At 50.6% G+C, this 12,817-nt stretch carries 10 protein-coding genes and 1 riboswitch; of the genes, 2 read left to right on the top strand and 8 right to left on the bottom strand.

Features of this window, described 5'->3' with window-relative positions; translation table 11 throughout:
* Window positions 1-337 precede the first annotated feature (337 nt).
* Window positions 338-1,195, bottom strand: coding sequence for a glutamate racemase (gene murI / locus ACJHX7_RS20030; RefSeq protein WP_000201825.1), 858 nt, complete (start codon window positions 1,193-1,195; stop codon window positions 338-340).
* The gene (gene btuB / locus ACJHX7_RS20035) at window positions 1,140-2,984 is read right to left on the bottom strand and encodes a TonB-dependent vitamin B12 receptor BtuB (RefSeq protein ID WP_094030207.1); all 1,845 of its coding nucleotides are present in this window, start codon (window positions 2,982-2,984) and stop codon (window positions 1,140-1,142) included. The genes murI and btuB overlap by 56 nt, the downstream gene beginning before the upstream one ends.
* Before the next feature lie 64 nt (window positions 2,985-3,048).
* A riboswitch (cobalamin riboswitch) is annotated at window positions 3,049-3,239 on the bottom strand.
* A 113-nt stretch (window positions 3,240-3,352) separates the two neighbouring features.
* Here btuB and trmA point away from each other — a divergent pair.
* Window positions 3,353-4,453, top strand: coding sequence for a tRNA (uridine(54)-C5)-methyltransferase TrmA (gene trmA, locus ACJHX7_RS20040; protein WP_000187018.1), 1,101 nt, complete (start codon window positions 3,353-3,355; stop codon window positions 4,451-4,453).
* Window positions 4,454-4,492: 39 nt separating this feature from the next.
* Here trmA and ACJHX7_RS20045 read toward each other — a convergent pair whose 3' ends face one another.
* Together ACJHX7_RS20045 and fabR are read right to left on the bottom strand one after the other, a co-directional pair.
* Window positions 4,493-4,852 carry a YijD family membrane protein gene (locus tag ACJHX7_RS20045; RefSeq protein WP_000806411.1) on the bottom strand — a complete coding sequence of 120 codons (360 nt, stop codon included), beginning with the start codon at window positions 4,850-4,852 and terminating at the stop codon, window positions 4,493-4,495.
* Window positions 4,852-5,502: an HTH-type transcriptional repressor FabR gene (gene fabR, locus ACJHX7_RS20050; RefSeq protein ID WP_001309117.1), complete on the bottom strand. Its 651-nt coding sequence runs from the start codon at window positions 5,500-5,502 to the stop codon at window positions 4,852-4,854. Before fabR ends, ACJHX7_RS20045 begins: the two co-directional genes overlap by 1 nt.
* 331 nt (window positions 5,503-5,833) lie before the next feature.
* Between fabR and sthA the strand changes: the two genes are divergently transcribed.
* Entirely contained in the window at window positions 5,834-7,234 is a 1,401-nt protein-coding gene (gene sthA / locus ACJHX7_RS20055) for a Si-specific NAD(P)(+) transhydrogenase (RefSeq protein ID WP_001120806.1), read from the top strand.
* On the opposite strand, the gene oxyR is transcribed toward sthA, so the two are convergent.
* The 4 genes from oxyR to argH form a co-directional block, all read right to left on the bottom strand.
* Complete coding sequence (gene oxyR, locus ACJHX7_RS20060; RefSeq protein ID WP_001025939.1) at window positions 7,217-8,134, bottom strand: DNA-binding transcriptional regulator OxyR; 918 nt, start codon at window positions 8,132-8,134, stop codon at window positions 7,217-7,219. The two genes, sthA and oxyR, sit on opposite strands and share 18 nt — an antisense overlap.
* A gap of 251 nt (window positions 8,135-8,385) precedes the next feature.
* Window positions 8,386-9,669: an MFS transporter gene (locus tag ACJHX7_RS20065; RefSeq protein WP_097465955.1), complete on the bottom strand. Its 1,284-nt coding sequence runs from the start codon at window positions 9,667-9,669 to the stop codon at window positions 8,386-8,388.
* A 66-nt stretch (window positions 9,670-9,735) separates the two neighbouring features.
* Window positions 9,736-10,950, bottom strand: a complete 1,215-nt coding sequence (gene manD, locus ACJHX7_RS20070; protein WP_000690928.1) for a D-mannonate dehydratase ManD — start codon at window positions 10,948-10,950, stop codon at window positions 9,736-9,738.
* Between the two features lie 485 nt (window positions 10,951-11,435).
* Window positions 11,436-12,809 carry an argininosuccinate lyase gene (gene argH / locus ACJHX7_RS20075; RefSeq protein WP_094030209.1) on the bottom strand — a complete coding sequence of 458 codons (1,374 nt, stop codon included), beginning with the start codon at window positions 12,807-12,809 and terminating at the stop codon, window positions 11,436-11,438.
* Window positions 12,810-12,817: the final 8 nt, after the last annotated feature.

The following is a 12,817-nucleotide window of genomic DNA, read 5'->3' on the forward strand; positions in this document are numbered from 1 at the left end:
GAATTACGTGTTCACTCTTGAGACTTGGTATTCATTTTTCGTCTTGCGACGTTAAGAATCCGTATCTTCGAGTGCCCACACAGATTGTCTGATAAATTGTTAAAGAGCAGTGCCGCTTCGCTTTTTCTCAGCGGCGCGGGGTGTGCATAATACGCTTTCCCGCTACAGAGTCAAGCATTTTTTTGCTTTTCTCTGTTGAGATTCTCAGGAGAACCCCGCTGACCCGGCGGCGTGTTTGCCGTTGTTCCGTGTCAGTGGTGGCGCATTATAGGGAGTTATTCCGGCCTGACAAGAGGAAATTTAAAATAATTTTCCGACCGCGCAACATTCAACCAAATCAGCCTAAAACTGCCAGTTTTTCGAGCGTTTCGAAGCCGTAACGCTGTAAAACGGGCAATAATTGTTCAGCTTCTGGCGTCATTGCCATACAAAAGGCAATATTCGCATCGGCAGATTTTGCATCCGGGGCTTCATGTTCTAACAGCCAGGCCGTTCGGCGAGCAATCGCTGCGCCAGAATCCACCAGCCGGGTTCCCTCTGGCAGCACCTGTAAGAGTTCTTCTTGTAGTAGAGGGAAATGGGTACACCCCAATACAACGGTATCTGGCGGCTCTTTCATTCTTAACCACGGGCGTAGGATACGTTTTAGTGCATCCAGAGAAACATCTTCGCCATGCAGCTTCGCTTCAGCCAACTCAACCATCTCTGCCGAGCCCAGCATTTCTATCTGGCATTCATTAGCGAAACGCGCGATCAGCTCATGAGTATAAGAACGTTTAACAGTTCCGCGGGTTGCCAGTAATCCGACAATGCCATTTGCCGTCAGACGTGCAGCAGGTTTAATCGCTGGCACGACACCAACAACCGGGAAGTCGAACTTTTCGCGTAATGCAGGAAGTGAAACGGTGCTGGCGGTGTTGCAAGCGACCACAGCCAGCGCAAGGGGATAACGTTTTTGCACTGCGGTGACAATTGCCACCACTCGCTCAACAATAAACGCTTCGCTTTTTTCGCCATACGGGAAAGCGACGTTATCGAAAGCATAAATGTAATGGAGATCCGGTAAGAGATGCCGGATCTCGTCATAGACCGACAACCCACCGACGCCGGAGTCAAACACCAGCACGGTGGGACGTGGTTCAGAAGGTGTAGCTGCCAGACAAGGTGTATTCCCGTCCTGCAGTTTGGTAGCCATAGACTGTCTCATAATCTTTGTCGAACAGGTTGGCTATTTTACCACGAACTGTCAGATGAGAGGTGACCGGATACGCAACCGCAAGATCCCACAAGCTCACACCGCCCATTTTAACGGTTTGATAAGGATAAGATGAGTAATCCTTATCATAGCGAGTGCCTAAATACTGATAAGTAATACCCCAGTCGAAGTCATACAATTGCCAGTCGAGCTGGTATTTCACCTGCTGTTTAGCACGGCGTAACAACGGCACGTCGGTAATCGCATTACGCGCATCGACATAATCATAACTCACAGTATGCGTCAGTGGTCCGGTATCAAAATTGGCGGTCGCCTCGACCCCCTTAATCCGCGCTTTCCCTTCGTTGTAATATTTCAGGGTGTGATCATCATAATCGATCAAATCACTGACATCGTTACGATATCCGGAAATACGCCAGTTCACCCCAGCGGTTAAGCCTTCAAACGCGCCTTCCCACTGTTTGCTTTTCTCCGGGTCCAGATTCGGATTTCCGTAGAAACCATACAGTTGCCCAAGATTAGGTGCCTTGTACGACGTGCCATAAGAAGCGATAAAACGATAGCCTTCGATGAATTCCCAACCGGCACTCGTTTGCCAGGTTCCATGACGACCAAACTGTGAGTTATCGTCGCTGCGTGCTGCGCCTTCAAAGGTAAAATCGCCGACTTGTTGCAGCCCGGTCAGATAGATGCCGGTATTACGTTGATCATATCCATCCTCAACATAACCAGTACCCGGCGTCGTAGTCTGTTTCTGCCAGTCGACACCCGCACCAATACTACCGTGACCAACGATGACATTGTTTGCCCACTGGACGGTGTATTGCTTCATCTCATCCAGCGTCGCGGACGAATCATAACGACCATAATGGGGATCGTAGTTGTAATCTTTGCTATGGCTATAGCTGGTAATGAGTTGTGATTTAATCAGTTCGCCGTTATAGCGCAGCCCGGCGTCCCAACTTTGGCTATAGAGTTTACGGGTATCGAGCAACGGTGAGCCGGGAGAATAATACGCGTCATAATTGGTACGGTTATCATAGCCATAGCCGCGCACAAAGCCGCTCCAGGCATCAGTAAAGTTATGCTCCAGCGCGCCATAAAGCGTTTTACTTAAAAAACCATCGTTATCTGTCTGCGCTTGCGTTCCGGTATTACCATAGGCAACAACATCATAACCATGAGTATGGGCATAATCGCCCAACAGCGTTACCCGTGTCTTATCCCCCAGTTGTTGCTGCGTGGAGACATCATAGTTCTGATAACTATTGCTTCCCCACCCTGCTGAAATTTCCGTTCCGGGTTCATCGCGCGTCGTGATGATATTCACCACCCCGCCTATTGCATCGGAACCATAAACAGCGGAGCGCGGTCCACGGATATATTCAATACGCTGGACAAGCGCAATAGGGAACTGGCTAAGGTCGGCAGAACCACTCACTCCCGCCAGATTCAGGCGGACGCCATCAATTAACACCAGCACATGACTGGCATTTGTACCGCGAATAAAAATAGATGAGAGCTGACCTGAACCGCCGTTTTGGGTGATATCGACGCCCGGAAGACGGCGCAGCACATCATTGACCGAGGTCGACTGCCAGCGGTCGATATCCTGACGGGTCACAACGGTGGTTGGTGCAAGCACAGTGCTGCGCGGCTGTTCAAAACGGTTAGCAGTAACGACGAGAGTATCCGGGCTGGTATCCTGTGCCCAAGCAGAAAAGGCTGTGACAGAACACGCCGTCAGCAGCGAAGCTTTTTTAATCATTGTAAAGCATCCACAATAGAAGAAGGATGCCGCAGGTTTCATCAATATTACGCGATGATGAGAACCAGATGCGACGTTAGCCGGCAGGTCTTCGGGCTTGGAGGGGTATCTAAGATACTAAGAGATGATGACTTCCCACCGGATGGCAGTGTCCGCATAACGCAATCATCGCACCTTTCCTTACCGCTGCGCGTCAGCTCCAGATTCGCACTGGATTCCCTATTAACTCACAGGACCGGCAAGTGGATGCTACAGGTTGTAACAAGTTACTGTCCAGACGTAGCTCACAAATAGGAATTCATCAAGATCTGGACATCTGATGAGCAATCCCTACAATCGCCGCGTACTTTAATTTTTCAGGATACATCATGACCCCCGAACACCTTCCAACAGAACAGTATGAAGCGCAGTTAGCCGAAAAAGTGGTACGTTTGCAAAGTATGATGGCACCGTTTTCTGACCTGGTTCCGGAAGTGTTTCGCTCGCCGGTCAGTCATTACCGGATGCGCGCGGAGTTCCGCATCTGGCACGATGGCGATGACCTGTACCACATCATTTTCGATCAACAAACCAAAAGCCGCATCCGCGTGGATAGCTTCCCCGCCGCCAGTGAACTTATCAACCAGTTGATGACGGCGATGATTGCGGGTGTGCGTAATAATCCCGTTCTGCGCCACAAGTTGTTCCAGATTGATTACCTCACCACGCTGAGTAATCAGGCGGTGGTTTCCCTGCTGTACCATAAGAAGCTGGATGATGAGTGGCGTCAGGAAGCGGAAGCCCTGCGCGATGCACTGCGAGCGCAGAATCTGAATGTGCATCTGATTGGTCGGGCAACGAAAACCAAAATCGAGCTGGATCAAGATTACATCGATGAACGTCTGCCGGTCGCAGGGAAAGAGATGATCTACCGTCAGGTAGAAAACAGCTTTACCCAGCCGAACGCGGCGATGAATATTCAGATGCTGGAATGGGCGCTGGACGTAACCAAAGGCTCAAAAGGCGATTTACTGGAGCTGTACTGCGGCAACGGTAACTTTTCATTAGCACTGGCGCGCAATTTTGATCGGGTATTAGCCACCGAAATCGCTAAGCCGTCGGTCGCTGCCGCGCAATACAACATTGCCGCTAACCATATTGATAACGTACAAATTATTCGTATGGCGGCAGAAGAATTTACTCAGGCGATGAATGGCGTACGCGAGTTTAACCGCCTGCAAGGGATCGATTTAAAGAGTTATCAGTGCGAAACCATTTTTGTCGACCCACCACGCAGCGGTCTGGACGGTGAAACCGAGAAAATGGTGCAGGCGTATCCACGTATTCTGTATATCTCCTGCAATCCGGAAACGTTATGCAAGAATCTGGAAACATTAAGTCAGACGCACAAGGTCGAACGTCTGGCTCTGTTTGATCAGTTCCCCTACACGCACCATATGGAGTGCGGCGTATTACTGACCGCGAAGTAAAACCCATGCCGGATGCATCAGCATCCGGCATGATTTCGATTACTCAGCAACTTCCTGCTTACGGTTACGCATCTTCGCGCCAATCCAGAACACCATAATGACGGACAGTACTGCCGGGAAGAAGTTAGAGCCGATATCCGGATACTCCGCACGAACTACCGTGCTGTACAGCAGTACGCCAAGAATAAAACAAGCAGCAGCCAGACCCGGCAAGCCTACCGGCATAGTGCGATTAAGATAACGTTGATGCAGGCAGTAAACTGTCAGCACCAGGGAAATAATCGGGAATACAGAAAATGGCACAATGGAGCTAAACAGCGCTGCGAAAGTACCATTAATCGATAAGCCAGCCACCAGCGCCAGCAGCAGCGTACCTCTATCTTGATTTGCTTGTTTCATTACTCGTCCTTCACATTTCCCGGAATAATTGCGGTTTTCTCTTGTTCACGGCGATACCAGTAATAAGCCCCTTTCGAAATCATTCGCAGTTGCAGTACCAGTCGCTCTTCTAATTGCCGACGTTGTTCGACGCCGACGTCCAACGCCTCGGCACCCGCACTGAAGACAATCGTCACCATGGCTTCGGCTTGCGCTTCAGTAAACGCACGCGGCATATGGTTTTCGAGTTCCAGATAGTCCGCAAGTTCCGCAATGAAGTGCTGAATTTCACGCGCAACGGCGGCACGAAACGCAGCGGAGGTGCCGGAGCGTTCCCGCAATAATAACCGGAAGGCGTTAGGATTATTACCGATGAACTCCATAAATGTGGAGACCGAGGTGCGGATCACACTCCCGCCTTTGGCGATACGCTGACGCGCCTGGCGCATGAGTTGGCGTAGCATTAAACCGCTCTCATCAACCATGGTCAGACCCAGTTCGTCTACGTCGCGGAAATGCCGATAAAAAGAGGTGGGAGCAATGCCCGCTTCACGCGCCACTTCACGCAAACTCAGGCTGGCGAAGCTGCGTTCAGCACTTAATTGGCTAAATGCGGCTTCCACCAGCGAACGGCGGGTTTTTTCTTTTTGTTGCGCTCTTACGCCCATCACGATGTCTGAATCCTTGCCAAAAGTACTGCTGGCACTATACCAGAGAATGAACATACTGGATTGCTCCAGTGTTGTGAATGAACGGTAACGCAATAAAACATATTTACTGCAATTCTTTGGCCGGTTCTTTTACGTACAACGGAAACCTGCCGCTTAAACGGAGAGTATCGTCGATAAAAATCCAATAAAACGTTCAGGTCAAAAGTAAGAAACAGACAAAGCAAAGGCCGCTCACGATATAGCCAGATAAATGACGGGGATCAATTGGCTTACCCGCGATAAAATGTTACCATTCTGTTGCTTTTATGTATAAGAACAGGTAAGCCCTACCATGCCACATTCCTACGATTACGATGCCATAGTAATAGGTTCCGGCCCCGGCGGCGAAGGCGCTGCAATGGGCCTGGTTAAGCAAGGTGCGCGCGTCGCAGTTATCGAGCGTTATCAAAATGTTGGCGGCGGTTGCACCCACTGGGGCACCATCCCGTCGAAAGCTCTCCGTCACGCCGTCAGCCGCATTATAGAATTTAATCAAAACCCACTTTACAGCGACCATTCGCGACTGCTCCGCTCTTCTTTTGCCGATATCCTTAACCATGCCGATAACGTGATTAATCAACAAACGCGCATGCGTCAGGGATTTTACGAACGTAATCACTGTGAAATATTGCAGGGAAACGCTCGCTTTGTTGACGAGCATACGTTGGCGCTGGATTGCCCGGACGGCAGCGTTGAAACACTAACCGCTGAAAAATTTGTTATTGCCTGCGGCTCTCGTCCATATCATCCAACAGATGTTGATTTCACCCATCCACGCATTTACGACAGCGACTCAATTCTTAGCATGCACCACGAACCGCGCCATGTACTTATCTATGGTGCTGGAGTGATCGGCTGTGAATATGCGTCGATCTTCCGCGGTATGGATGTAAAAGTGGATCTGATCAACACCCGCGATCGGCTGTTGGCGTTTCTCGATCAAGAGATGTCAGATTCTCTCTCCTATCACTTCTGGAACAGTGGCGTAGTGATTCGTCACAACGAAGAGTACGAGAAGATCGAAGGCTGTGACGACGGTGTGATCATGCATCTGAAGTCGGGTAAAAAACTGAAAGCTGACTGCCTGCTCTATGCCAACGGTCGCACCGGTAATACTGATTCGCTGGCGTTACAGAACATTGGGCTGGAAACTGACAGTCGCGGACAGCTGAAGGTCAACAGCATGTATCAGACCGCACAGCCGCACGTTTACGCGGTGGGCGACGTGATTGGTTATCCGAGCCTGGCGTCGGCAGCCTATGACCAGGGGCGCATTGCCGCGCAGGCGCTGGTGAAAGGTGAAGCCAACGCACATCTGATTGAAGATATCCCTACCGGCATTTACACCATCCCGGAAATCAGCTCTGTGGGCAAAACCGAACAGCAGCTAACCGCGATGAAAGTGCCATATGAAGTGGGCCGCGCCCAGTTTAAACATCTGGCACGTGCACAAATCGTCGGCATGAACGTGGGCACGCTGAAAATTTTGTTCCATCGGGAAACAAAAGAGATTCTGGGTATTCACTGCTTTGGCGAGCGCGCTGCCGAAATTATTCATATCGGTCAGGCGATTATGGAACAGAAAGGTGGCGGCAACACTATTGAGTACTTCGTCAACACCACCTTTAACTACCCGACGATGGCGGAAGCCTATCGGGTAGCTGCGCTAAATGGCTTAAACCGCCTGTTTTAACACTTTATCGAAATGGCCATCCATTCTTGCGCGGATGGCCTCTGCCAGCTGCTCATAGCGGCTGCGCAGTGGTGAGCCAGGACGATAAACCAGGCCAATAGTGCGGCGTGGTTCCGGCTTAATGCACGGCAGATAAACAACCCCATCGCGTTTGCGCTCCGGCGGCACAGCCAGCGCTGGCAATAAAGTGATCCCGCTACCTGCCGCCACCATGTTGCGCAGCGTCTCCAGGCTGGTCGCGCGGAAGTGTGTATCTTCATCCGCCCCGGCTTCAAAACAGAACCCCATTGCCTGATCGCGCAAACAGTGACCATCTTCCAGCATCAGCAGTTTTTCTCCTGCCAGATCGGCCATCGGTACGCATTCGCGGTTCGCCCACGGGTGATCTTCATAGATAGCCAGCAACATTGGCTCATCAAACAACGGCACTTCAATGAATGCTTCGCTCTCTTTCACCAGCGCGAGGATCACGCAATCGAGCTTGCCGCTGTCCAGTTGCGCCAGTAACTGGTGGGTCTGTGCTTCATGCAGATACATTTCCAGCTTTGGAAAGGTCTGGTGCAGCATCGGGATAATATGCGGTAGCAGGTACGGTCCAACCGTGGGAATCAAACCAATATGCAGCGGTCCGGACATCGTCTCGCCCTGCTGGCTTGCCATCTCTTTAAGGACTTTCACCTCACGCAGCACGGTACGCGCCTGATCCACCAGCAGCATTCCCGCCTGGGTGAATAACACTTTACGGCTGGTCCGCTCCAGCAACATCACGCCCAGCTCATCTTCCAGCTTACGAATTTGCCCGCTAAGCGTCGGCTGGCTAACGTGGCAGGAATCTGCCGCACGCCGAAAATGGCGGTGTTCAGCCAATGCCACCAGGTACTCAAGATCACGAATATTCATTATCCATCCTCCATCGCCACGATAGTTCATGGCGATAGGTAGAATAGCAATGAACGATTATCCCTATCAAGCATTCTGACTGATAATTGCTCACAGAAACGGAGCGGCACCTCTTTTAACCCTTGAAGTCACTGCCCGTTTCGAGAGTTTCTCAACTCGAATAACTAAAGCCAACGTGAACTTTTGCGGATCTCCAGGATCCGCTTTTTTTTATTCTACAGACCCACAGCAAGAGAGCCTGATAGTAACAGTTACTCAATCCGATCTTTGACAATAAAGAAGTAACACAGCGCCCCGGTGAACGTCACACAGGCCGCGATAACCAGCGCCAGATTAAACGAGTGCGTGGTATCCACTACCCAACCGGTTACGATCGGAGCAAAGGAAGCAAAAACAAAACTGCCAAAGTTTTGAATCCCGGCGATGGAAGCCACTTTTGTTTCTGACACCATCACCTGCACCAGTCCCCATGCAGATGTTCCCGCGAAATGCACGCAGAACAGCGCCATTGAGATAAACGCTACAGCCTGGGCTGGCGAGGAGGATTGCACGACCAGCAACGTGCCTAATGCCGACATCATCAAACCGCAGACAATAGCCGTTTTACGCGTCTTCGCCAGGTCGTAGCCTTTTTTCGCCAGCCGATCGACAACAATACCGTTAACCCACATCCCGACCGCCGCCGCGAGGAAAGGAATCGCCGCCACCCAACCGGTTTTCGCCAGACTGAAGCCTTGCTCGGCTTGTAAATAACCGGGTAACCACGCGATGTAGAGCCAACCGGTATAATTGACGCCAGAGAAACCTAAAATCATCCCCCAGGTTGTCCGATGCTTAAACAGCGCCAGCCACTCGCTAAATTGTAATTGTGGACGCGGTTTAACCGGCGCGGAGAGATAGGTCCGTTCTTCGTCGGTCAGGACAAACTGCGCCCGGTTGCGATACCACGCGTACCAACAGATCCCAACCAGAATCCCCGCCACGCCGATGATGACGAACATTACCCGCCAGCCCCATGCCAGCTGCATCAATACAAGAGCAGGAGGCGCAATAGCCTGACCGATAACGGTAGATGAGTTAAAAATCCCCAGCGCCGTGCCGCGTTCTTTTTGCGCATACCAGTCGGTGATCGACTTTACTCCCGCAGGCATAAATGGCGCTTCGCCAATACCCAGACCGATACGCATTAAAATAAAGTGGCTAAAAGAATTAACCATTCCTGTTAATGCCTGCATTAATGACCAGAATATTAAGCCTGCGCCTAAAACTATTCGTGGGCCAAAGCGGTCTAGCAAAATACCGGAAGGGAGTTGTGAAAAACCATAAGACAGAGAAAATGCAGAAAGCAAAACGCCAAATTCTGTCGCCGATAATCCTAACTCGCCACGAATCGCTTCGCCTGCCACGCTCAATGACGAACGGTCGAGGAAATTAACGATCCCCGCCATAAATAATAAAACCAGCGTTACTGTCTGAATACGACGAATCCGTTGCGGTTTATTACCCGCAACACTGGTTGACACATCAACGTCCATTTTTAGCTCCTTGAGCGGAATTAATCGATTTGATGACTATTCAGAAAATAATTAAGCGAACTGTTATTACCAGTTCCACAATGTGCCATCTTCCAGTCGTGCGACGGGGAGATACGCCGGGTCATACGGATATTTCGCCGCCAGTTTCTCATCGAAAGAAATACCCAGCCCCGGTTCATCGCCTGGGTGCATATAACCTTCATCGAAGCGCCAGCTATGCGGGAAGACTTCAAGCATTTGTTCGGAATAGCCCATGTACTCCTGAACGCCAAAGTTTGGCACCCAGAGGTCAAAATGCAGCGCCGCCGCATGACAAACAGGCGATAAATCTGAAGGGCCATGCGAACCGGTACGTACCTGATAAAGCGATGCAAAATCGGCAATCCGTCGCATCCCGGTAATGCCGCCTGCATGGGTAATCGTCGTGCGAATATAGTCAATCAGCTGCTCTTCGATTAACTGCTTGCAGTCCCAGATACTGTTAAACACTTCACCGACCGCAATCGGCGTCACAGTATGCTGGCGAATCAGACGAAAACATTCCTGGTTCTCAGCAGGCGTCGGATCTTCCATCCAGAACAGGCGGTAATCCTCAATGCTCTTCCCAAAGCGCGCCGCTTCGATAGGAGTCAGGCGATGGTGCATGTCATGCAACAGATGTTCGTTAAAACCGAACTTATTACGCACCGCTTCAAATAACTTCGGTGTAAAATCGAGATACTTTTCTGAAGACCACAACTGCTCTTCCGGCCACAGGCCTTTGGTTGCCGGTTCATACGCCAGTCCTTTGCCCTTCGCCAGGCCATAAGTGGTTTGCATACCCGGTACACCGCACTGCACACGAATCGCCTTAAAGCCCATCTGCTGGTGCTTTGCATAGTCTTCAAGGACTTCATCAATCGTGCGCCCGGTGGTGTGGCAATAAACCATCACGCCTTCACGAGAAGCACCACCAAGCAGTTGATACAATGGCATATTTGCCGCTTTGGCTTTGATATCCCACAACGCCATATCAATGGCAGAAATGGCCGACATCGTGACGGGGCCACGTCGCCAGTAAGCACCTTTATAAAAGAATTGCCAGATATCTTCGATACGGCTGGCATCGCGGCCAATTAATTGTGGACAAAGATGATCTTTCAGATAAGAAGCGACCGACAATTCGCGACCATTTAATGTGGCATCTCCCAATCCACAAAGTCCGCTTGCAGTGGTTATTTTAAGCGTAACGAAATTACGTCCTGGGCAAGTAACAAAAACATCTGCAGCAATAATTTTCATTATTGCAATCTCCTGTGTTGTAAATAGACGCTTCAAACTTAATTTTATGCCTACTACCATACAAGAAAGAAAGAGCGATTATTCAACCGTGATCACATTAAAAATAAAAATTTCCGCCGAGGAGAAAAAACACCCTCAAAAACCACCTGAATAATTAACCATCATCGTTAAAACAACACGTTAAATAATCACATAACAAACTCCATTAATCATTAAAAATGAGCACAGCAATAGAAATTAATTATATTCAATTAATTAAAATATGTATTGATAGATGTATTGAAAATATGATTTTCATGGGGAGAGTGAAGGTAAAGAAGACGCAAGAATAAAAAGGAATATGACAAATAATAGTTCTGGTTGGGCGTTAAATTTAAGGTCACCAGAATGCTGACAAATTTCTGCCTGAGGCAGTCCGCCTACGTAGTGTCGCTACTTTATAGGCGTGGTAAGCTCCCCATTTTCAGGGGAGCAATATAAACCAATTACTCTAACCGAGCCTGCGCAAAAGCAATCGCCTGCGCCACCTGCTGCGGTGAGACGCCGCCTTTTGCCGCACGCTTGTCGAGGCACGATTGTAGCGACAGAATCGGATAGACATCTTCGCCAATCACCTGACTGAATTTCTGCAACTCACTGAGCGGTAGTTCTTCCAGCGGTTTGCCCTGACGAATGGCTTCCACCACCGCTTCACCAACAATATGGTGCGCCTCGCGGAACGGTACGCCTTTCGCCACCAGGTAATCCGCCAGTTCAGTGGCGTTGGCGTAACCCTGCTGAGCCGCTTCCTGGCAACGCGGACGTTTCACCTGAATGCCATCCAGCACCAGCGCCGCCATATGCAGGCAGTCCAGCCAGGTATCGAGCGCGTCGAACAGACCTTCTTTGTCTTCCTGCATATCTTTGTTGTAAGCCAGCGGCAAACCTTTCAGCGTCATCATCATGCCGGTTAACGCGCCCTGCACACGACCGCATTTACCGCGAATCAGCTCCAGCGCATCCGGGTTTTTCTTCTGCGGCATTAATGATGAACCGGAAGTCACACGGTCAGAAAGCTCGACAAACCCCGCTTCGCCGGTGTTAAAGAAAATCAGATCTTCAGCAAAACGCGACAGATGCACCATGCCGATAGCGGCAGCAGAAAGCAGTTCCAGCACGTGGTCACGGTCAGAAACGCTGTCGAGACTGTTACGGGTCGCTGAAGCAAAGCCCAGCCAGCCAGCTAACTGTTCACGGTCGATTTCATAAGCCGTTCCCGCCAGCGCGCCACAGCCTAACGGACTGACATCCAGACGCTTAAGCGCATCCTGCAAGCGGCTTTCATCACGCGCCAGCATCTCCACGTAAGCCAGGCACCAGTGCGCGAACGTCACCGGTTGAGCACGTTGCAGGTGGGTGTAACCTGGCATTACCGCGTCCTGATTGCCTTGTGCGGTTTCCACCAGCGCCGATTGCAGCTGCCGGTTAGCCGTCATCAACTCGCTAACGGTATCTTTGCACCACAGTTTCAGGTCAGTCGCTACCTGATCATTACGGCTACGCCCGGTGTGCAGTTTTTTGCCTAACTGACCCACTTTGTCGATCAGTTTGCCTTCCACCCAGCTATGGATATCTTCGGCGTCGCTTTCAAGGATTTGTTGTGGCCTGGCGCGAACATCTTCCAGCAGCACGTTCAGCGCCTCTTCCAGTTGCGCCTGCTCTTCTGCGGTTAACACGCCGACCGTTACCAGGGCTTTGGACCAGGCCACAGAGCCAACAATATCCTGCTCCGCCAGACGGTAATCAAAGCGCAGTGAGTCGTTGAATTGTTTGAACCGTTGATCTGCTGCCTGGGTAAAACGCCCGCCCCAAAGTGCCATAACTCTGT

This window comes from Escherichia sp. WS1451, assembly GCF_046487365.1.
In the GTDB taxonomy this organism is placed as follows: Bacteria; Pseudomonadota; Gammaproteobacteria; order Enterobacterales; family Enterobacteriaceae; genus Escherichia; species Escherichia coli.

Bases quoted from the DNA above. Each gene is read 5' to 3' on its own strand.
- oxyR (WP_001025939.1), bottom strand. From the start codon at position 8,134: ATGAATATTCGTGATCTTGAGTACCTGGTGGCATTGGCTGAACACCGC.
- manD (WP_000690928.1), bottom strand. From the start codon at position 10,950: ATGAAAATTATTGCTGCAGATGTTTTTGTTACTTGCCCAGGACGTAAT.
- trmA (WP_000187018.1), top strand. From the start codon at position 3,353: ATGACCCCCGAACACCTTCCAACAGAACAGTATGAAGCGCAGTTAGCC.
- sthA (WP_001120806.1), top strand. From the start codon at position 5,834: ATGCCACATTCCTACGATTACGATGCCATAGTAATAGGTTCCGGCCCC.
- ACJHX7_RS20045 (WP_000806411.1), bottom strand. From the start codon at position 4,852: ATGAAACAAGCAAATCAAGATAGAGGTACGCTGCTGCTGGCGCTGGTG.
- ACJHX7_RS20065 (WP_097465955.1), bottom strand. From the start codon at position 9,669: ATGGACGTTGATGTGTCAACCAGTGTTGCGGGTAATAAACCGCAACGG.
- btuB (WP_094030207.1), bottom strand. From the start codon at position 2,984: ATGATTAAAAAAGCTTCGCTGCTGACGGCGTGTTCTGTCACAGCCTTT.
- murI (WP_000201825.1), bottom strand. From the start codon at position 1,195: ATGGCTACCAAACTGCAGGACGGGAATACACCTTGTCTGGCAGCTACA.
- argH (WP_094030209.1), bottom strand. From the start codon at position 12,809: ATGGCACTTTGGGGCGGGCGTTTTACCCAGGCAGCAGATCAACGGTTC.